The 24,863-nt window shown below is 58.6% G+C and carries 18 protein-coding genes and 4 pseudogenes; 18 read left to right on the top strand and 4 right to left on the bottom strand.

The window, feature by feature from the left end; all coding sequences use genetic code 11:
- The 3 genes from H8A92_RS29605 to H8A92_RS29595 form a co-directional block, all read left to right on the top strand.
- A partial coding sequence (locus H8A92_RS29605) for a group II intron maturase-specific domain-containing protein (RefSeq protein WP_249795538.1) occupies positions 1 to 517 on the top strand: 517 nt, incomplete at its 5' end.
- Between the two features lie 240 nt (positions 518 to 757).
- The gene (gene tnpC, locus H8A92_RS29600; RefSeq protein ID WP_229199015.1) at positions 758 to 2,422 is read left to right on the top strand and encodes an IS66 family transposase; all 1,665 of its coding nucleotides are present in this window, start codon (positions 758 to 760) and stop codon (positions 2,420 to 2,422) included.
- A 42-nt stretch (positions 2,423 to 2,464) separates the two neighbouring features.
- Positions 2,465 to 2,944, top strand: coding sequence for a transposase (locus H8A92_RS29595; protein WP_274613507.1), 480 nt, complete (start codon positions 2,465 to 2,467; stop codon positions 2,942 to 2,944).
- A 378-nt stretch (positions 2,945 to 3,322) separates the two neighbouring features.
- Here the strand turns inward: H8A92_RS29595 and H8A92_RS29590 are convergent.
- Positions 3,323 to 3,598, bottom strand: a pseudogene (locus H8A92_RS29590) (transposase); the annotation flags it as partial.
- A gap of 1,219 nt (positions 3,599 to 4,817) precedes the next feature.
- Between H8A92_RS29590 and H8A92_RS29585 the strand changes: the two are divergent.
- The gene (locus tag H8A92_RS29585; RefSeq protein ID WP_229199013.1) at positions 4,818 to 6,470 is read left to right on the top strand and encodes a class I adenylate-forming enzyme family protein; all 1,653 of its coding nucleotides are present in this window, start codon (positions 4,818 to 4,820) and stop codon (positions 6,468 to 6,470) included.
- Between the two features lie 634 nt (positions 6,471 to 7,104).
- Here the strand turns inward: H8A92_RS29585 and H8A92_RS29580 are convergent.
- Positions 7,105 to 8,544: pseudogene (locus tag H8A92_RS29580) on the bottom strand (MFS transporter); the annotation flags it as partial.
- A gap of 1,943 nt (positions 8,545 to 10,487) precedes the next feature.
- On the opposite strand from H8A92_RS29580, the gene H8A92_RS41235 reads away from it, so the two are divergent.
- The 3 genes and pseudogenes from H8A92_RS41235 to H8A92_RS29570 all read left to right on the top strand — a co-directional run.
- Positions 10,488 to 11,351: a formyl transferase gene (locus H8A92_RS41235; protein ID WP_420831383.1), complete on the top strand. Its 864-nt coding sequence runs from the start codon at positions 10,488 to 10,490 to the stop codon at positions 11,349 to 11,351.
- 915 nt (positions 11,352 to 12,266) lie between these two features.
- Positions 12,267 to 12,440, top strand: coding sequence for an IS66 family insertion sequence element accessory protein TnpB (gene tnpB / locus H8A92_RS41230; protein WP_420831382.1), 174 nt, complete (start codon positions 12,267 to 12,269; stop codon positions 12,438 to 12,440).
- A 36-nt stretch (positions 12,441 to 12,476) separates the two neighbouring features.
- Positions 12,477 to 13,055: pseudogene (locus tag H8A92_RS29570) on the top strand (transposase domain-containing protein); the annotation flags it as partial.
- Between the two features lie 186 nt (positions 13,056 to 13,241).
- Here H8A92_RS29570 and tnpB (H8A92_RS29565) read toward each other — a convergent pair.
- Positions 13,242 to 13,472: an IS66 family insertion sequence element accessory protein TnpB gene (gene tnpB, locus H8A92_RS29565; RefSeq protein ID WP_420831381.1), complete on the bottom strand. Its 231-nt coding sequence runs from the start codon at positions 13,470 to 13,472 to the stop codon at positions 13,242 to 13,244.
- A gap of 128 nt (positions 13,473 to 13,600) precedes the next feature.
- Positions 13,601 to 13,912, bottom strand: coding sequence for an IS66 family insertion sequence element accessory protein TnpB (locus H8A92_RS41225; RefSeq protein ID WP_420831384.1), 312 nt, complete (start codon positions 13,910 to 13,912; stop codon positions 13,601 to 13,603).
- A gap of 392 nt (positions 13,913 to 14,304) precedes the next feature.
- On the opposite strand from H8A92_RS41225, the gene H8A92_RS29550 reads away from it, so the two are divergent.
- The 11 genes and pseudogenes from H8A92_RS29550 to H8A92_RS29505 form a co-directional block, all read left to right on the top strand.
- Complete coding sequence (locus H8A92_RS29550) at positions 14,305 to 14,421, top strand: hypothetical protein (protein ID WP_229199011.1); 117 nt, start codon at positions 14,305 to 14,307, stop codon at positions 14,419 to 14,421.
- A 176-nt stretch (positions 14,422 to 14,597) separates the two neighbouring features.
- On the top strand, positions 14,598 to 14,927 hold the full coding sequence (tnpB, locus tag H8A92_RS29545) for an IS66 family insertion sequence element accessory protein TnpB (protein ID WP_229199010.1): 330 nt from the start codon (positions 14,598 to 14,600) through the stop codon (positions 14,925 to 14,927).
- Positions 14,928 to 15,008: 81 nt separating this feature from the next.
- Positions 15,009 to 16,433, top strand: a complete 1,425-nt coding sequence (locus H8A92_RS29540) for an aldehyde dehydrogenase family protein (protein ID WP_229199016.1) — start codon at positions 15,009 to 15,011, stop codon at positions 16,431 to 16,433.
- Position 16,434: 1 nt separating this feature from the next.
- Positions 16,435 to 18,156, top strand: coding sequence for a GMC family oxidoreductase (locus H8A92_RS29535; RefSeq protein ID WP_229199009.1), 1,722 nt, complete (start codon positions 16,435 to 16,437; stop codon positions 18,154 to 18,156).
- A gap of 131 nt (positions 18,157 to 18,287) precedes the next feature.
- Positions 18,288 to 19,631 carry an acyclic terpene utilization AtuA family protein gene (locus tag H8A92_RS29530; RefSeq protein WP_229199008.1) on the top strand — a complete coding sequence of 448 codons (1,344 nt, stop codon included), beginning with the start codon at positions 18,288 to 18,290 and terminating at the stop codon, positions 19,629 to 19,631.
- 8 nt (positions 19,632 to 19,639) lie between these two features.
- Positions 19,640 to 20,101, top strand: a complete 462-nt coding sequence (locus H8A92_RS40865; RefSeq protein ID WP_274613505.1) for a hypothetical protein — start codon at positions 19,640 to 19,642, stop codon at positions 20,099 to 20,101.
- Positions 20,089 to 20,613 carry a hypothetical protein gene (locus tag H8A92_RS29525; protein WP_274613504.1) on the top strand — a complete coding sequence of 175 codons (525 nt, stop codon included), beginning with the start codon at positions 20,089 to 20,091 and terminating at the stop codon, positions 20,611 to 20,613. The genes H8A92_RS40865 and H8A92_RS29525 overlap by 13 nt, the downstream gene beginning before the upstream one ends.
- A gap of 380 nt (positions 20,614 to 20,993) precedes the next feature.
- Complete coding sequence (locus tag H8A92_RS29520) at positions 20,994 to 21,353, top strand: DUF4387 domain-containing protein (protein ID WP_229199007.1); 360 nt, start codon at positions 20,994 to 20,996, stop codon at positions 21,351 to 21,353.
- 394 nt (positions 21,354 to 21,747) lie between these two features.
- Positions 21,748 to 22,224, top strand: coding sequence for a nuclear transport factor 2 family protein (locus tag H8A92_RS29515; RefSeq protein ID WP_229199006.1), 477 nt, complete (start codon positions 21,748 to 21,750; stop codon positions 22,222 to 22,224).
- A gap of 139 nt (positions 22,225 to 22,363) precedes the next feature.
- On the top strand, positions 22,364 to 24,583 hold the full coding sequence (locus tag H8A92_RS29510) for a N,N-dimethylformamidase beta subunit family domain-containing protein (protein ID WP_229199005.1): 2,220 nt from the start codon (positions 22,364 to 22,366) through the stop codon (positions 24,581 to 24,583).
- A 119-nt stretch (positions 24,584 to 24,702) separates the two neighbouring features.
- A pseudogene (locus tag H8A92_RS29505) lies at positions 24,703 to 24,863 on the top strand (IS110 family transposase); the annotation flags it as partial.

Genomic DNA, 24,863 nt, shown 5'->3' with positions numbered 1-24,863 from the left:
GGTGGTCTTGATCGACGCCCACAAACGTCATGACTGGCTGATTGGTGCTGTGACCAAGCGACTTCGAGAGGAGCTCGACAAGCTGCAGGTTGAAATCAATGATGAGAAGAGCCGCATAGTCGATCTAGGGCGAGGCAAGAGCTTCGGCTTTCTGGGTTTTGACTTTCGCTACATCCGCAGCTTGCGGGGAGCGATGCGGCCGCACTACACGCCCAAGCTGAAGAAGCGAACGGCGTTACTGCGGGATCTGAAGGAAGTATTTCGTCGGCACCGATCGCAACCGATTGGCAGGGTCATCAACCTGATCAATCCGAAGCTCCGGGGCTGGGTGAACTACTTTTCGGCTGGACACTCTGGCAGGTGTTTCAGCTACATCAGAGATTGGGTGGAGAAAAAGGTCAGGCGCCATCTGGCGCGGGCACGGCAACGAAAGGGCTTCGGCTGGGAGCAGTGGAGTAAATCATGGCTGTACGATACCCTGAAGCTGTTCAACGACTACCGGGTAAAACACGGCTGACGAAAGCTGCCCAGCGTGATAGGTCCCATAAACCTTGATGCGAAGCGAATGGGGGCGCGTAGTGCGGGAAATCCGCATGCTGCGTGCGATGAGGCGGGGGCTGGAAACGTACACATCCAAGGCTCTTGGATGTGCGGCGCGCCAGTCCTCGACCCTACCTCAAGAAACCCATCGGCCGACGCGGGTCGGATAGCCGCTTTTACGATTTGAATCTGCTGCTCGATCTGATTCAATGGCTTCATGACATCGAAGCCGGACGATCTTCCTTCTGACCTCGCGAGCGCCTACCTTGCGCTGCTGGCCGAGCGAGAGACGTTGCAGGCTGAGCGCGATGTCGCCGTCGCGGATGCCGCCAGTGCGCGGGCGGAGCTGTCGGACAACGAAGCGCTGATCGCACATCTTGAGCTGCGGATCGAGAAGCTCAAGCGCGAACTGCACGGGCAGCGATCCGAGCGCTCGGCACGGCTGCTCGAGCAGTTGGAGTTGGAGCTCGAGGAACTCGTAACCACGGCGAGCGAGGATGAGCTTGCCGCTCAGGCGACGGCGGCGAAGACGCAGAACGTCCGTCCCTTCACGCGTAAGCGGCCGGTGCGTAAGCCTTGGCCAGACGATATCGAACACGAGCGCGTCGTTGTTGAAGCTCCAACGACCTGCGCCTGCTGCGGTGGATCACGGCTGGCGAAGGTCGGCGAGGATGTGACCAAGACGCTGGAGGAGATCCCGCGCCGCTTCAAGGTCATAGAGACGGTACGCGAGAAGTTCACCTGCCGCGATTGCGAGACGATCAGTCAGGCGCCTGCGCCGTTCCATGCCACGCCGCGCGGCTTCATCGGTCCACAATTGCTGGCGACCATCCTGTTCGACAAGTTCGGCATGCATATCCCGCTCAACCGCCAAAGCGCGCGCTTCAAGAGCGAGAGGATCGACCTGTCGTTGTCGACGCTGGCGGACCAGGTCGGCCACGGGACCTTCGCGGTCATGCCGCTCTTCCACCTGATCGAACGCCATGTGCTCGCTGCCGAGCGCCTTCATGGCGATGACACTACCATCCGGATCCTGGCGAAGGGCAAGTGCACGACCGGACGGATCTGGACGTATGTACGGGATGATCGGCCCTTTGCCGGGCCTGCGCCGCCTGCGGCGGTCTATTACGCCTCGGGTGACCGACGAGGCGAGCATCCCCAGAAGCATCTGGCCGCCTTCGCCGGCATCCTGCAAGCCGATTGCTACAACGGCTTCGAGCCGCTGTTCGATCCGCAGAAGAAGACACTACCAATTACGCCGGCGTATTGCTTTGCCCATGCCCGGCGAGGCTTCTTCGAGCTGGCTGACATCGAGAAAAATGCTCGGGAGGGCAAGAAGGGTAAACCGGTCTCCCCGATCGCACTGGAGGCGGTCAAGCGGCTGGACGCGTTGTTCGAGATCGAGCGCGCCATCAACGGCTGTGACGCTGACGACCGGCGCGCCGTCCGCCAGGAACAGAGCAAGCCGCTTCTCGACGACATGCACGCCTGGCTGCTGCGCGAGCGCGAAACCCTCTCGCGCTCGTCCGAGGTCCTGAAGCCGATCAACTACATGCTCAGGCGCTGGGAGGGCTTCGCCCGCTTCCTCGACGACGGCAGGATCTGCTTGACCAACAATTGCGCTGAACGCGCATTGAGAGGCATCGCCTTGGGACGGCGCAACTGGACCTTCGCCGGCAGCCAGCGTGGGGCCAACCGTGCCGCCATCATGCTGACGATGATCACGACGTGTCGTCTCAATGACGTCGATCCAAAGGCCTGGCTTGCCGACGTCCTCACCCGTATCGCCGATCTTCCCACTTCGCGTCTGCACGAACTGCTGCCCTGGGAATGGAAGCTTCTGCGCCAGGCTGCAGAGCCCTCCGATCAGCGGGCCGCCTGATCTTCACCCAACGCCATCATAGCGCTCTCGAGACCCGCGCGCATGCGTCAATCGGGCGGCCCTCGTCGTGTGCGTACTCTGTATCTTGCACCTGATCCGCAACAGCCTGGCGTAAGGATCGCAAGGCAATCCTGCCTGCGATCAAGGCGATCTACCATCGCAGAGAATGCGGACATGGCGCTGGCCCACTTCGAGCAGTTCGAGGCCGAATGGGGCAAGCGCTATCCGGCAATCGGAGCGACCCGGCGCAGGGCGTGGGAGCACGTCGTGCCGTTCTTCGCCTTCGCATCAGGTGTCCGCAGAATGATCTACACAACCAACGCGGTGGAGGCGCTGCACCGCTCATTGCGCAGAGATCATCAAGACGCGCGGCAGTTCCCCAACGACGATGCCGCGTTGAAGATGCTCTATCTCGCGATCAAGAATGCGGGCCCGCGCTGGGGGCGCTCGGTCGAATGGACCGTTGCGATGAGCAAGTTCGCCCTCCAGTTCGGCAAGCGTTTTCCGGGAACAACGCGATGACAAACTCATCACGGCATGGCCTATGATCGCTTGGCGCGCACCGTCGCCGCGAAGTCCTGCGCCTGCGGCGCACCGCTTCGCGGCCTCGGGACTTGACCGCTCGATGCGACCAAGCAAATTTGTCCGCCATGCCGTCGACGCCCTGCTCTCGATGCTGACTACCCCACTTCAACCGTCACAGAAATCCCTTACACAAAACTCCTGTCAACGGGCAGCGAACTTTCCGTAAGAATGGGCTTCCAAATTTCCGTAGGTGACGGCGCTTGTGGTTCGGGGATCAGCCGGCAGCGGGATCGTCATTGGTCCTTCCGAGTGGGCGGCCGCGGCGCTTGGGCTGCGGCGGGTTTGTGAAATGCGCTGGCGACCAGCGGGTCAGCGAGAACGATCGAGCACCAGGCGGTGCTGGAAGAACTCCTCGCCGCAGAAGAGCTGGTAATAGGGTTCTCCACCCAGCGCTCGCACACCACCTCGTCGGAGAGGTCGTAGGTGTGCTTGAGGATGGCAAGTCCTGCCATCAGCCGCGGCGGCGGTCGGCCCGGCTTGTCCTCATAGACCGCGCCGAACCGTTCCTTGAGGAACGACCAGTCGATCGTCCGCGAAAGCTTCACCAAGGCATGGTCCATGTCGATGGATCGCATCCAGCCGCGAGCGCAGAAGGTCAGCCTATCCGCTGCCCCATCGTTCCTTCGGTCGCATCGTCCTCTCCGCTCCAGCCAACCGAGCCACGGCTCGCGATTCGAAGGAATCCTTAAAACGATATTGCAAGCTTTTGAGGCCTCCCACGCCAATAGCTTGCAATCTCAAACCTCACTCCGCCTCCAAAAAATGACTCTCGCTCAAACGCTTGGGAGCTTCTTCGCGGACGACGAATTACTGACGGAAAGCTTCAGGCAACTGAAGCGCTGCGCGGTGCCCGGCGTCGACGGGATGACATGGCGCGACTATGAGAAAGGGCTCGACGAGCGAATAGCAGCGCTTTGGGACGCGGTCCCCTACCGCAACCCTTGCTCCGCACAAAACAAGGATCCATGCACCGCAAAAATGAAGAGACGCAAAGAGAAATGTCGGAATGTCAACGCTGGCGGCGTCAGCCCTCGTTTCGCACGAAGTGGGCTGCTTCTCAAATACTAAATTGGCCTCACCAAAGCAGGTAGTCTCTAGATCAATGTCAATGGTTTACAGTCCGCTGCTGACTAGTTGTACGGATTATGCGGCGGGTCTCTGAACGATAGGATGCTAGCGAAGCAATGAGAAAGCGTAGTTGGTTCGTGCACGTCTCACACTCTCATCCGTGTCGTCGAGAAACTTCTCAACTGCCGAGGTCTGACAGCCGCTCAATTGCCAGTCGCGGGCTATCGCCGAAGGCGTGCGCGATGTTCTGCTCCAAAGTTGAGCTACGGATCGGATCGCGTCCTCTGAGGCCAAAATCGCGACATCAAAGCCCTTCCGGATAACCATCACGGACGACAAATTCAGTCCTAGCATCACATCCTCAACGAGATACTGCACGAGCAAGCCGATGTTAATCGCCAAAGAATCTCAACCGACAATCATCTCACTTCTCCTGATCAGGCAGACTACCAGCCGATCAGCAATGCGAGATCATCGCTGTTGTGAAGAGTGGTACCGGGCCGGCATGCCAGGCGTGCTTTCAGTGGTGCGCTTCGGAGATTCGAGATCGATCGGAGTGAGACACTGCACTTTGCCGCGCTTGATTAGCGATCGTGTCTTCACCGCCGGCGCGTCCGATCTAAAAGATCCCGCGACGCCGCGCGTTGGCTGTGGTGATTGGAAAATTCACCGAGCTATCGGACGCAAAAGCTCCGCCTGTTGACCGACTTCCCTTTGTCTCCTGAAGCCTAGGTTCCATATGATGACCTCTGCAAGCTTGACCCAAAGCCAACTTCACGATCGCGTAGCGAGTGCCTCGCGCAGACTGGATATCTTGGAAACTGCATACGAAACCATCACTGTCCCACAACTAGTGTCCATGCGGGCGCAAACGCACGGCTCAACGATCGCGATCGACATCTTCGAGCGAGGCGAGCGTATCACTTACTCCGAGATGGACCGCTGGTCCAACAAATACGCACGTGCTCTGCGAGCATTTGGAGTGTCCAAGGGCGATCGGATGGCTGTGATGCTGCCCAATCGTATCGAATTCCCGATCTTGTGGTTCGGACTTGCAAAGCTCGGTGCGGTGCTAGTTCCCCTCAACCTCCGCTACACGCCGAGGGAAATCGAATATGTTCTGAGCGATACACAACCGAAAGCTATCATCGTCGACGAATCTGTGTGGCCAGTGTTCTCCACGATCGACCCTTGGCCACAAGCCATCGATGGGAAGCGAGTGATTCTTGTCGGGCAACCTTCGCACGGGGCCGCTGCTACCCTTGATGATCTGCTTAAGGGCGTCGACGACTCGCCAGTGGACGAGGATATTCGTCCCGACTGTCTGCTGAGCATTCAATACACGTCAGGGACGACGGGGTTTCCGAAAGGCTGCATGTTGACGCACGATTACTGGGGGGTGATGTCGTACCAGCGAGTCATCCGGGACCTTCAGCCGTACAAGAAGTATCTATCAGCCGGGCCGTTCTTCTATTCCTCTCCGCAATGGAATCTTTTGAGCTCATATCGCCAAGGCGGCACGTTGTACCTGGCTCACCAACTCAGCTCCCCGCTATTCTTCGGCTGGGTCAAAAAGTTCCACATCGAGTGGTGCGTGTTGCCTGAGCCGACGGCACGCGAACTTATAGCCGCCGCCGATGCGACAACCTGCCTAAAGCAGGTTATGCAGACCGACAGTTGGAATCCAGATACGGTGCGCCGATTCCGCGAGCGGTTTCGCGTACGAGCCCTAGACTCTTACGGGATGACTGAAATCGGCTACGCCACGCTACCCGCGCATATTGAAGAAATGGAAGAATCAGGGTCGGTCGGGATTCGTGCCCCGTTTCGAGCGCTACGGTTGGTGAAGGAAGATGGCAGTCCCACGCAAGTAGGCGAAGTCGGCGAGTTGCTGGTGAAAGGGCGTGCGATCTTCAAAGGCTACTGGAATAGACCGGAAGAGAATGCCGCTGCCTTCGAAGGTGAGTGGTTCAGGACGGGCGATCTCTTGCGCCGCGACGAACTCGGCTTCTACTGGCTTGTAGGACGTAAAAAGGACATGATCCGACGCTTGGGTGACGAGAATATCTCTGCTCGCGAAGTCGAGGTAGTCATTCGTGAGATCCCCGAGATCGCAGATGTGGCCGCGGTCCCTGTTCCCGATGTCGAGCGCGGCGAAGAGATCAAGATCTACGTGCAGTTGAAGGAAGGTATCACGCCAGCTGATCTCCGAGTGGAACGCATTCTCGAGCACGCCCGTGCGCGTCTTGCCGTATTTAAGCGACCGCGGTACATTGCCTTTACGCCGGCGCTACCGCGAACCACCTCCAGCGACAAAGTACGCAAGCATGAGCTTACAGCTGTCAGCGACCTGATTGCTGGAGCTTATGATAGTGAGGAGAAGCGGTGGCGCTAAAGTGGCCATTTTAGCATAGTTCGCCCAAGCGCAGTGAGTGATCAGTTCGTCATTGCAGCGCCTAAAGGCTGACGGAGATCCTTGCTCTGGTCTCGCCATCATTTGAATTCAGTAATGCGGTGGTACTTCGAGGTCAGCCTCCGCCGGCAAGCGAATCTGACTGGCCATTCGAAAACTGCAATCCGCTGATAAACAATGCGTTCTGAACGTTCAAAAGTCTGGGCGAACGTATTGCAACGATCGATCAATGTCGATCGTAGTCGTGTTGATCGCGAGCGCGATATTGTAGGTGATGCTTGCATCCGGAAAACCGATCTTGGGCCGCATCTTATCGCGGGCGAGCGCTTTTTAAGCAGATAACCGTCGACCTGCAGAACGGGGAAAAAGTCATCAATTTCCGGCGTTCTCTTGCGTGCCGCGGCCGTAGGCAGCCGGCGGCGAGGGCCCGCCCAATGCGCCCAGAACTGGCAAATGCGCGCGTGATGTCGTCCGGGGTCGAGCACCGGCATCGGCGTCTCGTCGCAGAACACGCGCGGTGCAGCCGGATCATCTGCAGCTGAAACTCGTAGAGCTGTTGAGCCATCCGGCGGTCCGCTGGATCCAGCCGCCGAGTGTCGCACGGTCAAGTTGGTCAGTGATAACGCTCGGTCCACAAATCGGGACCGGCGATATCGTGATGGACCAGCCAAAGGCCCCATTGCGCTCGCGCGAGAAACTGCATTGCCCATATTGTGTTGTGAAACCTCCCGCGTTGTCCCGCGCCACGCGATAGCGATCTGGTCCACCAAGTCCGGTATGCGCCATTTAGGAAAAGCGCGACGTGGGCCTATTCACCCTGTGCGCCAATGCGTGGCATACGCAGCCAAAAGCCTATGAGTGGGGAGACCAGCATCAGCGCGGCCGAAATGAGGAGCGTGGTTTCGACACCGGCAACTTCGGCCAGTTGGCCCCAACCACAGCTACCAATCGCAATAGCGCCTGATGCTGTGGCCTGATAGGCCGCAATAGAGCGGCCCGCCACCCAACGCGGCGCCGATAGCTGCACGCCAATATTGAACGCCGCCCACGCGATCATCCATGCGGCCCCGAGCACGAGCAATGCGACTAGTGTCAACGCTGGCCCACGGCTCAACGCAACCGCAGCAATCGCCGCGCCCATGGATAGGGCGCAGGCGCGGATTGCCGCCTCGCTGCTCATGCACTTGCACACCCGGGTGAGGTTGAGCGCGCCGATCACCGCGCCTAGACCAAAGGCGCTCAGCATAATCCCATAAGTCTGAGCGTTGCCAAGCAGGAGATCGCGCGCCACCAGCGGCATCAGCGCAACCATCGCGCTGCCGATGATGCCGATAATCATGGCGCGGGCAAGCACGATCTTGATTGAGGGCGAATCATCGATGTAGTGCAGGCCAGAAATTATGGCGCGACCGAGCTTTTCACGCGCGAGGTGCGAGGGTTCGGGTGCGCGTTTCCACAGGCACAGAGCGAGCATCAGAGGTAGATAAAGCAACGCGTTGAGCGCGAAAGCGATCACTGTGCCCGCACAGCTAACCACAATCCCGCCGATCGCCGGACCAACACTACGCGCGATGTTGTAGCTGATGTCATTCAGCGTGATCGCCGCAGGGAGCGCTTCCGCAGGTACTTGCTCACTGACCAACGATTGCGAGGCCGGATCCATCAGCGCGATGCCGCTGCCGACCGCGAAGCACAGCGCCAGCAACAGGTTCGGCGTGACCAGGCCGAGCCAAGCGAGGATTGTCAGCGTGGTCGCGCTAGTGAGCGCGATGCCGAGGGCGATCAGCGCCACGATGCGTCGGTCATGCATGTCGGCAACCGCGCCTGCCGGAATCGAGATCAGCATTAGTGGCAGCATCAGCGCGGTCTGCACCAGCGCGATTTTATCGGCCGACGACGTCATCTGCGCCATCGCCCAGGCTGCGCCGACGCCCCGACTCAGAGCTCCGAAGTTGGACAGTAAGCTCGCGAGCCAGATTCGCCGGAAAGTGGCATAGCGCAGCGGCGCGGTGATGCTGTTGGTGCTGAAAGTTTCGTGCTTGCGGGCATTGGTCATTTCAGCTCCTGCTCAGCCTGCTACGATTCGGTCAGGAACAATAGAACGGACCGCGCGACACCGCGGTTGAGAGACTTTCCCGGTCGCGAGATGCGAAGCGCAAATCACTTTGATGCAGAGCATACTTTATCAGCTTTCATCGCCGTAAAAGTCCTAAGCGACAGCAACGCCCGTTGGTAACAATGAACTTAACCTGGGGCGTGCATGTTGCCGCCTGCGATCAGCGCAATTTTCATCGGCGATCTTTCGCTGCTGTTATTCAAAAACAGAGCAGCGTAGCTCGTCTCAAACGGAAATGCTCTGAACTGAGATACTTCGAATAGTTGCGCGATCTGCCGAGGACAAGTCCCGAACGGGTTCGGTGACGGCAACCAATGTCACCGTATTGGTGGGGACGCACGATCCGGCAAGCCTCATCGGAAACTCCTTGAACTGACGCGCTACGATTTGGCGACGCTCTGGCTTCCCTAAAGCAATCGGCGTGCCGCCTGGAGAATGATATGCGCTTGCAAAGGAGAGAGGCGCTCGCGTGTGTCTGCTGACGCCGCTCTGGAATGACCAATCAGCTCTTGTTGGATGTGCGACCTTGGTGGTCTTCAATTAGACATGAATGACGCGGAGGCAGGAGCAAAGTAGAGAGCTCGAGCCAGTGGTAGTTGTTTCCTTCGTACTGGCACCGCGATTAGGCTGAGAGCGGGTTCAGGCCGCATCCCTTCTTATCGGGACGCCGAGTAAGCGTGGATCGTTGCGACGAAGCGTCATTCTTGCCGACCACCACCATGAATCGAGGCGGAAAATCCGCCTGCGCCTTGCGACGGCGTGCCAGCCGATAAATGCTGCTCGCGTCTACATCGTAGAATCCAAGCTGTGTTGGGTGGCATCTGATGGCTGAAAACCATGGCGGACGCATTCATCAATGCGAAGGTCAAAAAAAAGCGCATGCTGTGCCTCGAGCGCAGAGCTGGAAATGATAAATCCAGATTTGGCAAGATGAAGCCGACAAGGAGTGTGACACCGCTCCTCAATCGCAGCTGACGCGACCGCGCCAGCCCCATATGTTTAGCAGAATACATGGCCGTACTATATGTCATCCCGTTTCGGACGAGCACGGACTAAAGACGTCCGCGAACCAACGAGCAGGAAGGAGCAAGGCGATCAGCGGGCCGCGGAGGCACGTCACTGAGGAAGCGGGTCGAATGCGCCTTCTACTCACATCACACTCCTGCGGCCCTCAACGTATTTCAGGGGTTCCACTACTGGAGCCTCAGAAATGCAGTTCTAGTACGCTCACCGTGTGCGGGATCCGTTTTTCGGTGCGAAACCCGGTCGTTTGTGCAGAGCACGAGGATGGTGTCCAACTCAGGATCTCTTCTCTGTAAGCTGCTAGGACGGGTAGTTTCAGGTAGGGCCCGATTGTGCGAAATCCAAGTGAATCGCGGGAAGTTACGCAAAAACAGGGAGGCTTGTGAGATGCATCTTACGATGAGGCGCGAGCGAGGACTTTCGCGACGGTAATGCCCAACGGAGAAACGCGGGCTTGGACACTTGATCCGCGCAACTAACAAGCTTTCATTGTCGACCCAGTTGCTCGACGTGCATGGGGCGGCGTCGCTGACAGGTGCAGAACTTAGCGAACTGATCGGGGCCTTTGGCGTCTCGGCGCTTCCAGTCTGGCCATCGGGTCCAGAACGAAGCATCTTGAACCGAACTTGTGAGCGTCGTCTAATGGCATAGCGGACGCAACCAGCATTGCGACACTGGTTAATTCAGAATTCGGCTTCGACAGGGTGGAGATGGCTCATCTCGTAACCTCCGGTAACATTGCGCCTGAGCATTTACGTAGGACAGGGGCGCTCCCAAGGATGAGTTCGTTGGCGGTCACCATCCGCTCGCGCATGTTGAGAAATGTATGATCGCCGCTCGGACGGCTATGAGGTTGAGAGATGTCGATTTTGAGTAATGGACTCGTGTTTGCTGGCACCCGAGGGCTCGCAACTCGCTGTATTCTGTTTATCATCGAGACTTGCGGCAGAGACCAAGTCTCGGCGATTCTCGGTGCATCACCGAACGAGCAAGTGTGGTGGGGTCACGAAACCAGCGAAGAGCTTTGGGAGGTCGCGGATCGCCACAAAATACCGTATTTGCACTCCATGGAAGATCTTTCGCAGTACGGGGGCTTTCTCGTAAGCATAATGTGGGACAAGATCTTCCCCGCCCATATCCTTGGGCAGTTCGATCGAGGAGGAATCAATCTCCATCCGGCTCCTCTGCCCCAATATCGTGGCAGCTTAGGGCGGATACATGCAATACTTAATGGGGACAGGAGCTTCGGGGTGACCGTCCACTACCTGTCGGAGGGGGTTGATACCGGTGACATAATCGGGGAGCTTCAGTTCCCGCTCTTGCCTTCTGAGACAGCTTTTTCTCTGGACGCCAGAACGCTACTTTATGGCTACGCGCTCTTCTGCGAAGTATGGCTGCGTTTGTTGGACGGATCCTGTCCGCGGCGATCCCAAACGGCGCTGATAGATGAGGGTAAGCGCGGATCTCGCCTTTACACCATGCGAATGTTGACGGAGCTCTTCGAATCGGCGAGCGTTCCACGTAGTGCGGAACAGCTTGAGCAGCTCTATCGCGCTTTATACTTTCCCCCCCGCTTCACTCCTCCGAATTGGCTCGTTGAGAAGGTTTTGACAAGCGAGGTTCAGGCGATCCTTCCGGATAGTGCTAGAGGCTTAGATCTAAATGTGAAGGAATCGCAAGCGATTCCGAGATTACCCGAGATTCTGCTTCGGAGAGATCCCTAAAGCGCTTCACGCTCGCACGGAAGCGTAACATGAGTTGACGAAGTATGAATCTTCTCCGAATTGATGGACACCTGTAGTAGGCTCGAAGAGCCAGGAGGTATCCATCAATTCGGAGGAGGTTCATTGCGTGCCAAGAAAGCTCAACGTGAACTTTACGGGCGGGGCTCCGAGCAACGGCAGGGCTGCTCGAGCCGCTCGACTCAGAGCTCGAAACTTATCACCAAGATCTGATGCGTGGCCGGGTCCAAACAGAGTGCTGACCGGCTCAGTTCTTTGAACGCGCGAGGCGTTCCGGAGCCAATTGACCCGCTACAAGCGCGACCTTTCAAGTGCCGGTGTGACGCTTCGGAGAAGCCCTGATGGATGCTCCTGCTGTCGGTCCGCGCTTGGTATGGAGCGTCAGCGGCATCTCGCACCGCTATACTAGCGGCGATCACCCATCCGGAGTTCACCCAGCTGGAACGTCGAATTGTTCATCTGAACAGGATTCCTACGGCGTGGGCCGCCCTGTCTGACGTGACGGGACGGTGACGAGATAGGCGTATGAGTGGTCATACGTTTATGTTGAAGGTCGCGCGTCTCGACGTAATTTCGTCGGGTGCGCGGCGCCGTTGTACGTTGGACGAGAAGCAACGGATCGTGGCGGAGAGTTACGCCGCGCCGCGGCAGGTGTCGGCGACGGCGCGGAGGAACGGGCTTTCAGCTGTTTACATGGCGCCGGCTGACCGACATTTGCGCCGATAGTTATATCGTCGGAACAGCCTGAAGCTGCGGATCGGAGCCTGTCACCCCAGGCCTGTGCGCCGGCGGTGGCGGGTCGGATCGAGATCGTGCTGATGCGCGACATCGGGTGATCGTCGACAATCGCGTCGATGCGGCCGTGCTGGCGCGGGTTTTGGCGGTACTGGAGCGGCGATGATTCCGGTGCCGAGCAATGTTCGGGAGTGGCTGGCAACCGGGCACACCGATATGCGCAAGGGAATTGCAAGCCTCTCGCTGCGGGTGCAGGAAGTGCTGCGGCGCGATCCGCTGGGTGGGCACCTGTTCTGCTTCCGCGGACGCAGCGGCAATCTTCTGAAGGTGATCTGACCTGACGGCCAAGGGGCATGCCCGTTCACCAAACGGCTGGAGCGCGGGCGGTTTTGTGGCCGAGCCCATCCGACGGCGCGATCACGATCTCACCGGCACAGCTTAGCTACCTGCTGTCCGCGAGCTGCGCGTGTGGAAGCCGAGGCGGTTGCAGCCCGCGCCCAGGCTGTGAACGCGAACACGGAAGCGCTGATCGCCCACCTCAAGCTCTAGATCGAGAAGCTGCGGCGCAAGCTTTATGGCAGCAGTTCAGAACGCAAGGCGCGGCTGCTTGAGCAGATGGAATTGCAGCTGGAGGACCTGGAAGCAGCCGCGACCGAACATGAAATGGCGGCCGAACAGGCCGCGGCCAGTGCACAGACGATACGCTCGTTCCAGCGCAAGCGGCCTTCGCGCAGACCCTTCCCCGATCATTTGCCGCGTGAGCGCGTGGTGATTGCTGCGCCCGAAAATTGTCCCTGCTGCGGCTGGCGAAGCTGTCGAACTCGGCGAGGACGTCACCGAAACACTGCAGGTCATCCCCAGGTCCTGGAAGGTGATCCAGACGGTACGCGAGAAGTTCTCGTGCCGGGAATGCGAGACGATTACCAGCCGCTGGCGCCCTTCCATGTTACCCGTGCGGCGTCGCTGGGCCGTACGTATGCGACGAAGACCTCGTGATTGACGCAGCGCGCGGGCGCGGCGAGCACTATGATGGCGTTGAGTGAAGATCATCGTCGGGGAGAGAATCATCGACGCCCATCGCCGACCAGAGAATCACAATATGCTGGTTCTATCCGAACTGCCGATCCTGTGATCGATTCAAATCCCGGCGATCAGCCAGCCGCCTTGCGGACGCCAGGTGCGTTGCGGCATGCGCCAGTCAATGCCCTCAAGCAAGTAGCCAAGCTGGGCCCGGGTGATGGTCACCACGCCATCCACCGATGACGGCCAGAGAAAGCGGCTGCGCTCCAGCCGCTTGGTGTAGAGCGACGTGCCCAGCCCGTAGTGCCAAAGGATCTTGATCAGCTTGCCGCTCTTGCCACGGAACACGTAGAGGGCGCCGTCGTGCGGGTCGCTCCAAAAAGCTTTCCTGCACCAGCAAGGCCAGCGAGTTCATGCCGCGACGTATATCGGTGTGACCGGTCGCAATCCACACTCATACGGTGGCGGAGCGGGAATCATCGCAGCCGTCCCTCAGCCAGCGCAGCGACTACGGCCTTCAGCGTCGCCGCGTCGACCACCCCCGTGATCCGCATCCGAGCTCCGGCCGCAAACTCGATCTCGATCGCGCCGCCCCCCGCCGGCCCGACCGGACCAGAGGTCGCCGCCGATTCCGCTACAATCATCGCCGGTACGAAGCCCGTTTGATAGGCGGCATTCTTCGCCTCTGGACGAAACAACCGTCGCCATCCGAGCAGCAATGAGCGCGAAATGCCATCTCGCCGCGCCGTCGCGGTGCCTGGGCGCGCCTGTAAGCTCTCAAGGACGATCTTAAGCTTCTCATCCTCGGACCAGCGCTGCCGTCGGCCCGTCTCGAAGCTTCGAGCCGTTCGACTTGGGCACTGTCGTTATCACTGATGGGGTGGACACCCCCTCACGCTTCCTTGTGGCAAGGTGGCGTGGCGCGGTGCATCAGTCGAAATGGAGGTTCCCATGTCAGGAGTTGGTACAATTGGCCTGGATCTTGCGAAACACATGGCTCGAGCGTTTCAGGAGCCGTGCCTTCCTCCGGTGAGGGCCGCCTTGCCGGGTTAAGACGAGTGCTGTGTAACAGCCCTTATGGACAGCAATAAGTTCAGTGCTCAGATTGAACGGTTCGAGGTTGTCGAGACTGTCGCCGTCACTGGACGGATGATGAGAAACTCAAGATGTTCTGGAGAGTTTGCAGGCACCGCGCGCGGTCTCATCGACAGCACGACGATACGGCATCTCGCGCTCGCTCCTGTTGACTTGGCGACGATCGTTTGGGACGCGGACGAGCGATATTGAACAATCTTAGCCGGCGTTTGTGCCAGCGATGGTGATTCCGGACCAACCGCCGGCGCCGCCAGTAGCTTTAGCGGGGCCAGCGAGCGGACGCATTGAGATTGTCGTCGGCAAGGCTTGTCGCGTGATCGTGAACGCCGGCGTTGATATGACCGCGTTGTCTCGCGTATTGGATCTGCTGGAGCGGCGATGATCTCGATCGCGGCAGGGGCGAGGATCTGGATCGCAACCGGTCATACTGACATGCGCAAAAGCATGCAGGGTCTGGCATTGCTGGTGCAGGAGGGCTTGGGACGAGATCCCTTCGCCGGCGACGTCTTTGTGTTCCGTGGTCGTGCTGGCACCCTGATCAAAGCCCTTTGGCACGACGGGGTCGGGCTGTCGCTCTACGCCAAGCGACTGGACCGTAGCCGCTTCATCTGGCCTCCGACGGTGGATGGCGTGGTATCGCGTGCGCTACATTTCGCAATTGGATCACAGCGCATTTCCAAATCACGATCAATTCCAATGCGGTCTTAGTCTCTCCGAAATTGGTATTGGCGCCGCCGAAGCTCGGTGGCGCACAACTGCGCCGATAGATCAATTATCCTAGGGCGTGGAATAGTGCACGAATGCGAGCATTACGTGAATGGAACTTGGGTTGCCCCTTTGGAGCAACAGTTCATGAATGTGACTGATCCTTCGACTGAAGAGGTCTTCAGTCGTGTTTCCATGGGGGGCGCCAAGGACGTTGATCGTGCTGTCGCTGCCGCTCGCGCTGCGTTTCCCTCTTTTTCGCGAACCGCCCCGCGAGAAAGGCTCGAACTGTTGCGGAGTATACTTGCGCAGTACGAGAAACGACGCGACGAAGTTGCCAACGTGCTCTGTCGGGAAATGGGTGCCCCCCTGCAGCTTGCGCGCGAACAACAATCGTCGCCAGCCGATCTGATTTGCATGATTGACGTGCTGCGACACTATCGGTTCGAAGAACTGAGAGGAAGTACCAAAATCGTCCGAGAGCCGATCGGGGTGGTCGGCTTGATCACTCCATGGAACTGGCCGATAGGCCAAATCATGATGAAGGTTGCTCCAGCGATCGCCGCTGGGTGCACGATGGTGCTGAAGCCCTCCGAAGTGGCGCCCTTGAACGCAGTCATCTGGTCGGAAGTGATGCATGCTGCCGGCGTGCCTAAAGGCGTCTATAACATGGTCCAGGGGGAGGGGGGCGTTGTTGGCGAAGCGATGTCTGCCCATCCTGGTATTGATATGATGTCATTTACCGGCTCGACGCGCGCTGGCATTCTGGTGGCCGAGGGGGCTGCAAGAACGGTCAAGCGTGTGGCGCAAGAACTTGGAGGAAAGTCAGCCAATATTTTGTTGTCTGATGTTGACTTCAAAAATGCCGTCACGCAGGGCGTGCTCAGGGTAATGCGTAACAGTGGTCAGGCCTGCAGCGCGCCCACCCGCATGTTCGTTCCGGTAGACCGGCATGACGAGGTGAAGGCGATGGCTAAGGCGACCGCCGAGAGGCTTGTGGTTGGCGATGTTCGCGATCCTAGCACAGATCTTGGCCCGGTGGTTAATGAGGCTCAGTTCAATAAGGTGCAGCGCCTGATCCAGGCCGGAATTGACGAAGGAGCAGAGCTCGTCGCCGGTGGTGGAGGTCGGCCAAAGCATCTCAGATCTGGCTATTTCGTGCGCCCCACAGTGTTTGCCAACGTGCGGAATGGCATGTCGATTGCGCGCGAAGAAATCTTTGGCCCGGTTCTGTCGATCCTGCCTTACAGGAATGAAGAAGAGGTGATCGAACTCGCGAACGATACGATCTACGGATTGGCGGCTTATGTTCAGTCGTCCGATCTTGCGCGGGCGCGGAGGTTGGCTGCTCGATTGCGCGCTGGCACTGTTCATATCAACTACCCAGTATCAGACAGGTCCGCGCCGGTGGGCGGGTACAAACATTCGGGCAACGGGCGCGAAAACGGCAGGTGGGGACTGGAGGAATACCTCGAGGTAAAGGCGATGCTCGGCTACGGGACGGAATAGCATGTCTGAGAACTACACGTATATCATCGTAGGCGCCGGCTCTGCCGGATGCGTCCTGGCATCGCGTCTCTCCGAAGTGACGTCAAATCGGATTCTGCTTTTGGAGGCTGGTGGCGAAGACTGGAGCCCATTGATACGGATCCCTATCGGTACGGGAAAAATGCTGCGCCGCGGTGGCTTCCATGGTTGGTCGCTCTTCACCGAACCCAGCTCCGCGGTGGCGGGACGACGTGAGTTCTGGCCACGTGGGCGCGTAATTGGCGGATCCTCATCGATCAACGGTATGCAATACATGCGCGGACATCCCGCAGACTATGATCGTTGGCATGACATGGGAAACCCCGGATGGGGCTACAAGGACGTCTTGCCGTACTTCCTTAAATCTGAGGGCCATGAATCAAGAGGTTTGCCGTATCACAACCAGAGCGGTCCACTGCACGTCCAGAGTGCATCTTCTCGCAATCCGCTATACTCCGCTTTCATTCGAGCAGCGGTCGAGGCGGGCTTCCCTGCATGCGATGACTTCAATGGCGAAACGCAGGAGGGATTTGGGCGCTACGAGTTCACTATTCGCAAGGGGCGCCGATGGTCAGCCGCCCGAGCCTTCTTGGACCATGCCCGTCGTCGTCCGAATCTGCGCGTGGTAACTCGAGCGCATGCTAAGCGGGTCCTCTTCCAGGGGCATCGTGCGATCGGCATCGAGTACAGCCGGTTTGGAAAAGCTCGCCAAGCATTTGCCGATGCTGAGGTGATACTCTGCGCCGGCACGATCCATTCGCCATTCCTGCTGCTTCATTCTGGCATCGGTGACGCGGGCGCGTTGTCGAAGTTGGGCATACCGTCGGTCGCTCATCTGCCCTCGGTGGGCAGTAACCTTCAAGACCATCCGACGATTGCTGTGCAGTACGGCTGTACTCAGCCACTCACTTTGCACAGCTTAGTTCGCGTCGACCGCGCTGCGTTGATGATGGCGCAGGCCGTGCTCATGCGGTCAGGCCCCGGAACCAGCTTCCCGGTCGAAGCCGGTGGTTTCAGTCGGACACGTCCAGAGCTCCCTCGTCCGAACATCCAATGGCACTTCGTCCTCGGTCTCGGACTGGCGGCCCTGCGCTGGCCCGGCTTTCGGGGCGACAAGCTTAGCCGTGAAGGTTTCAGTATGGGCATTAACAATCTCGATACTAAGAGTCGCGGTACAGTTTCCCTAGTCTCTTCTGACCCCTTCGCCGCTCCGAAAATTGAAAGTGGTTATTTCTCCGTGCCGGATGATCTGGAAACTTTGGTCGAGGCGGTTGCCGCGGTGCGCAAGGTCGCCGCTCAACCTGCCCTTGCACCGTTTATTGAAGAGGAGATTGCTCCTGGTCCGGGCATTCAGCATTCAAATGAAATTGCCGACTGGATTCGCGCGACTGTGGGCAGCGGAAAACATCCTTGCGGCACCTGCCGCATGGGCAGCGACGACGCGGCGGTGGTCGATCCGGAGCTCCGCGTTAGAAGCGTCGAGCGACTAAGAGTCGTTGACGCATCGATCATGCCCACGATCGTTGCTGGCGGGCTAAACGCAACGACGATCATGATCGCCGAGAAAGCAGCCGATCTTATTCGCGCAAATGCTCGCGATACGGGAGGCCCATCTGATGCTCGTAAGGACGCTGCTTCCCGGACAGCAGGTAATCGCGAATCGCGGCCCAGGAATTCTCTAGAGCATGCCCAGCAACGATACTAGACGATCTTGACCATTTGAAAGAGTGCAGGAGAGTCGGGAAACGACGCGGATATTGTTCGCAGCACAAAGAGCGAAGCCGCTGCGGTTAGGCGGCCCGCACGATACGCCAATGCGGCAGTGACGGAGAACTCATGACAACAATACGACTTCTTGCGCCAACGGGCTTCCTGGGTGGCGGCTTCGGGCTCGGCGCTCTGGAGCGCGGCATGGGGATGCAACCTGACGCAATCGCCGTCGATGCCGGTTCAACTGATCCTGGGCCGTCCTTCTTGGGAACCGGTCTCCCAATGATGTCAAACCGCATCATCAAGAACGAACTCGCGGCCCTGATCGTGGCTGCCCGGAAAGCGGGTATCCCGTTCATCATCGGTAGTGCGGGCGGAGCCGGCACCAACGCTGGCGTGGACAACGTAGTTTCGATGGTCAAGGAGGTGGCGAAGGAAAGCAAGCTACATTTCAAGCTCGCAAAGATCTACTCGGACATCCCGAAGGAGCGCGTGGTGGCGGCCATCAAGGCCTGTGAAATCCGCGATTTCGAGGCGGGCGCCCAACTGAGGATCGAGGACGTCCAGGCAAGCACCGGACTGGTTGGCCAGATGGGCGATGAGCCGTTCCGCGAGGCCCTGGACCAGGGGGCCGACGTGATCGTTGCAGGGCGTTCGTGTGACGACAGCGCAATCGCGGCGTTTGCCATTTGGAAGGGGGCCGATCCGTCGCTGGCCATTCACATGGGTAAGATCCTCGAGTGCGGAGCTATTAGTGCAGAGCCCGGTGCGATGGATGTGATGATCGGCACGATCGAGGGAAGCGCTTTTGTGCTGGAGCCGGGCAGCCTGGCGCGTCGTGCATCGGTCAAGTCGGTGGCAGCGCATACGCTGTACGAGCGCGAGGATCCGTTCGTGCAGAACGGCCCCGGCCGTGTTGCAGACATGAGGGAGTGCAGGTTCGAGCAGCTCGACGAACGCCGTGTGCGCGTCACGGGCACACGCGGGCACCGGACTGACGACTATTGGATTAAGTTGGAAGGCTCTAAGCCGGTCGGCTACCGGTCATTCGCACTCGCTGGCGTCCGATGCCCGGTAACGATTCGTAACCTCGATAGCGTTCTGCCCCAACTCGAAAAGATGACCCGCGAGAAGATTGCCGATCCGTCGCTGCGTATTGTGTTCGCGAAATATGGGGCCAATGGGGTAATGGGAGCACTCGAGGTTAACAAGAGTGTGCCGCACGAGATCGGCCTAGTTCTCGAAACAACGGCGGATACGCAGGACGTGGCTTACGACGCGGCCGTAACGTTGGCGGGGAAGCTGAACCACGCGATGTTCGATGGGGTAAAGAACACGGCAGGCAGTGTAGCCTATCGCTACTCGCCGCGGATCCACAACATCGGGCTGCAATACGAGTTCAGTGTGTACCACTTGATGAAGGTGACCTCGCCACTAGAGTGCTTTCCGATCGTGATCGAAGAGGTCTAAGGAGAAATATGGCAGTACCCCTCTATCCGAGCGCGACGCACGTTCGCGATTGCCTGTCCGAGGACGAGATCTTCGAGATAGTGGATCGCACGATACGTGGCATGGCCTCGGACGACGTCGTGCTTGGCCCCACGGAGGTCTTTGCCGTTCGGATAGACGGCGTGCGCAGCCGTATGGGTAGCATGTCGGGCTGCGTCATCTTCGAGGCCGCCGCAGGCCTGAAGTGGTTCTTCGTACTGGGCAACGAACGGCCGCGCGACGTCCCGCACGTGCCAGCGACTATCATAGTCTGCGACGCACGGACGGGCCCGCTGGAAGATGTGATGGAGGCGACGTTCCTCACTGCCGAGCGTACCGCCGCAATGGGTGTTGCGCCGCTGTCGCATACTGCCGTCGACCTCCGCGGAACGTCGTGGTCGTCGGAGCGGGCCACGTCGGTGGTGCCGCGGCGAAGTTCATGGCTAGGGTAAAGAGCGTCGAGCGCTTCATTGTGGCCTCTCGCAGTGAAATCAGCGCGCGCAAAGTATGCGGACAGGTGGGATCGTCACTGGTGCGACCGATTGCGCTCTGTGCAACAACGGGTATACGCGAAGCCATTGGCGATGCCGACGTCGTCGTGACCGCTACCTCAATTGAGGTAGACAGCGACCTCGTCTGCGCAACTTGGCTCAAGGAGGACGCCATCGTGTGCTCGCCGGGCTCATACCGTGAAGTCGATTTCGAATTGGTCTCGGGCGCCTGGATCGTCGTGCACGACTTTGAACACGTGCAGCAACGCCGTGGCGACTTGCGTGAAGGGGGCATCGGCTGGGGCCGAGTCGCGGGCGACGTCGCGAGCCTTACGGCAGGACAACTGAACCTGCCGGGCCATGATAAACGAATTTATGTCATCGTCGGCCGCATCGGCGCGCTTGACGTGGCCCTAGGTTCGCGAGCACTAGCGAGCGTGAGGCGCAAAGGGGGCGGTGTTGGTCTAAGTTAATCTGCATGAGCAGACAGTGCAGGCAAACCATCCATTTCGGCCATGCACCAAGCCGGGAGCCGAAGGTCAACATGCAATCTATTTCATTTCTATGACACAGGCGCAAATGAATTTCTCCAACAGGCGGAAACCGCTGCAGACCGGCGCCGTGGCGGGCTCCGGAGTAAACTATGCCGTTTGTCGATCTCGATGAGCAGCTCACGGAACGCATCTGGTGTAACTGTGGTTCTAGGCCGTCGATTAAGAAGCAGTGAGATCGATTGGAATCCCCGGTCTCATCGGCGGCAGCGTCCGCCGCCAATATGAATTCAACGTGCATTACCTGACGAAGGTCTAGTCGCCGCTGCAAAGTGTTCCCGTTGTGATGGAGGAAATCTGATATGTCACAAACCCGACTCGTGAAGCTTGGCAATCTGGCTTCCGTTGTCCGCAGTAAGAACGCGGGCCCGTATCGAATCACGCTGGATGTTCTTTTCGAGCGAGACGACCTATACGAGGCGGTTTCGAGAAGCTGCGCGTTGACCGCAGAAAGCCTTGCTCGGCTTTACGGCGTCGACAGGTCGAAGATCTCATCGTTTTTCGAGATTCCCACCGCGCGCGCATTCAAGGCCACCATCTACCGTCCTAATGCGCAATGCGCTCTTGGCGAAAGTGATGTGTATGGCGCGCAACAGCACGCGCCGCTACTGGACATGATGATCCCGGTGCCGTCCGGCATCAAGGAGTACCACGACGTCTGATCGCGACGAGGGCGCTTTGCGCTGCGTCATCGTGACCAAGGAAACTTCAACGGATGGACGCGCGCAAAGAGCGACCGAGAAGGCGCCTCTCCCCGAGCAGCAAAGTTGGGTGGCCATAACTTGGTCTCTGTAACGTCTCTGGTAACCACGTCTCAGCCGCTCGCGCCCCTAGCAGCCGCGAAGAGAAATCCGGACCGGTGTAGGCCGGAAAGCGGTTCCCAGCGCTGAACACATGGAGACAGCTCGAGTCCCCGCCAACGCAAGGTTGGCGACTAACAATCGTTTCCGAACTGATCTTGATGCTGCCGAAATTGGTATTGGCTTCGCAAATACCCGCTCAGTAAACGTAAGCAACGAGCGGGACATTCCGTTTTCCCGCGACTAGGAGGACGCAGTGAACGACCTAGAACAGCTTCTGATTGAGCATAAATGTACTCGGCTGATCTACGATTACGCCAATTTGGTTGACTTCGATGAACCAGTGAAGGCCGCTCACCTCTTCACGGATGATGGCTCTCTGGTTTTGAAGAACCGCGGAAAAACATTGACCGGCCGCAAGGAGGTCGAGGCCCTCTACCAAAACCAGCAGGACGGGCAGCGTTCGGGCAAGCTGTTGCAGCGGCATGTGGTGTCTCAGGTCATGATCGACATCAAGGACGCCGACCACGCAAGCAGTCAATCGCGCATCACGCTGTACCGCGCGGAGTGGGATATCCAGCAAGGACCGTGCCCCCACGTGCATCCCGTGATATTTGTGTGGGAGGATAAGTTCGTACGAACTTCCGAGGGGTGGAAAATTGCTGAGCACACCGTGTTGCCGATAGCGTTCGAAGCGCTGGAGGCGCGCTTTTCGAGTCCCTGGGGACGCTGATCGTCAACTTCCGTTGCCGCTCCGTTAGCCAGCAAGTCATCCCTAACGGAGCGGCTCAGTGCTGCGGGCTCAAAGATCGCAAGCGTCGACGCTGTGAACTGGAGTGTTCTTAAGAACCGAACGTAAAGACATTGTCCAAATGACCGAAGATCACACTCGCCCAAAACTTCTTGGCTATTCGGACCGATTTAGCGCCCGGCAGGGGGAGAGCCTCTCGTTTTTCGTCAGCGCCCCGAAGGGCGAGTTCAGTGCAGAGGTTTATCGTCTCATCAGCGTGGATAATCGTGAAGGCGCAGGTGGTATCAAACAAGAACTCATGTCGAGCCGCCTCAGCGGTCGTTACGCGGGCGCCGAACAGAAGTCGTCTATCGGAGGCTATGCAGAATTCTTCGATCCAGCGTTACCGGCGCGTGGGCTGCCTCTTTCGTTCACCTTTGCATTCCGTCCGACGTTGCTGCCCGATACCGAAGAGGTGCTCATATCGTTCAGTGGAAATGGTCGATCTACCGCGCTCATCATCTCCGAGCGGACACTTAAACTCGCCGTAAACGACTTCGAGCTTGCGAAAATCGATCTGACGCTCGCAAGGCATGGCTGGTACAGGGTGGCCCTCGTCGTGCAAGATGGTGCTGCCAAACTGAGTGCGACGAAGTTGACGATCCTCGGAAGGATCGAGGAAGTCAGACATGCGGTCGCTGCCCTGCCGACAGGAGGCTTTTTTCCCTCGGGCTTCGACGGTCACGTAACTCTAGCGGCTTCAACAAGCGGCGCGGCCGCACGCAAGCATTTCACCGGCAAGATCGCAGAAGTCGTGTTCGCCGGAGCCGCAGTTTCCGAAGACGAAATCAGGTCGATTTTGAATGGGGCCGCGGCGAACGGCGTTCTTGGCACACGAGTAATTTATTCCTGGTCGATGGGTAAGAATACCGCGCCCATGATGATACCCAACGATGTTAGCGGCGCTCCTGCCTTGACTTTGCTAAATCTTCCCATGCGAGCGGTAACGGGCTCTCGTTGGCGAGGTGGCCGTCACCATCCTGAACTTGCTCCGGACGAATACAACGCTGTTTTTTTTCATCGCGACATGGTCGCAGGAGGCGACTGGAAGCCGAGTCTCGATCTAGAAATAAATCCGAAGTGGCGCTCTGGGGTTTATGCGCTTCGCATCCAGGACGGAACAGACGAGGACTGGGTGCCCTTCTATGTCCGCCCTGCCGCTGGCGCCTGCCATTCCAAGGTTGTGTTCCTCGCGCCGACGAACACCTATCTTGCCTACGGCAACGAACACCGGGGGTATCTTGCTAACGGCTTTTCAACCAAAGACGGACCAGTCCATCTGCAGGACGGAGATTGGTATGCCGAGGCACACCGCGAGCTGGGTTTATCGATGTACAACGCACATGAAGATGGCGCCGGCGTTGCATATGCATCTCGCCTTCGTCCGCTGGTGAATTTCCGTCCGTTCCATTTCAACTGGCTAAACGACTCGTATAGACACTTCGCGGGTGACTTCTACCTACTCGATTGGCTGGAGCACCACCGTATCCATTACGACGTACTGACGGACGAAGACTTGCATCGCGAGGGCCTCTCCGCGTTGAAGCTTTACGATGTCGTAATCACGGGTTCTCATCCGGAATATATCTCGGAACGCATGATGGATGCGCTCCAGGAATATATCGATGGTGGCGGCAATCTGATGTATCTCGGCGGAAACGGGTTTTATTGGGTCACTAGCTTCCATCCGGACCTCCCGCATGTGATCGAAGTCCGGCGTGGCCACAATGGAATGCGGAACTATACTTCGCAACCCGGCGAGACCGTTCATGCCTCTACCGGCGAGCAGGGCGGTTTGTGGCGCAATCGGGGGCGGGGTCCGCAAAGGCTTACCGGCATCGGTACTGGGGCGTGTGGCTGGGGCAAGGCAGTCCCGTACAAGCTCAGCGTGCACGCAAGAGCTCCCGAGCATGCATGGATATTCGAAGGAGTGACTGATGAACTCGTCGGTACCCAGGGAATGATGCTCGGCGGGGCGGCGGGGGATGAAATCGACCGCGTCGATGACCTCGGCGGGAACGGGACACCACCCGAAACAACCGTTCTTGCTACTTCCGTGGGCCTGACCAAACACTATCAGCCAGTTGCGGAAGACTACACCTACATCCTCCCCGGAGAGCAGGGTGGATCCGAAAATCCGCTTGTGCGCGCAGATATGACCTGGCTCTCGACCAAGGGTGGCGGAGCCGTGTTTTCAGTCGGATCCATCTGCTGGATCGGCTGTCTGCCGATCAATAACTACATGAACACGGTTTCTCGTGTTACCCTGAACGTGCTCAATCGGTTTATCAAAGATCGATGATGACGCCTGATGCCGCTAGTGCGTTCGAATACTATTGCCGTACTGGCGCCTTTTCACAGCGATTTTGACCGGTTGGGTTCGGCGGTCGGAATAGCTCCGGCAAAGCTTTAGGACCAATGCGGCAAAAGAACGATGCCGCTGACGCCGAAGCGATCTGCGAAGCCGCCCGGCGGCCGACCATGCGGTTCGTTGCCGTGAAGAGCGAAGGGTAACAAGCCGCGGCCATGGCGTTTCGTGTTCGTGACCTTGTGGTGCGCCAGCGGACCCAGACCAGCAATCC

It is taken from the genome of Bradyrhizobium acaciae, assembly GCF_020889785.1.
GTDB lineage: Bacteria > Pseudomonadota > Alphaproteobacteria > Rhizobiales > Xanthobacteraceae > Bradyrhizobium > Bradyrhizobium acaciae.
Note: the sequence above shows the minus strand (reverse complement) of the source record. Positions and strands in the feature narration are given on the sequence as shown.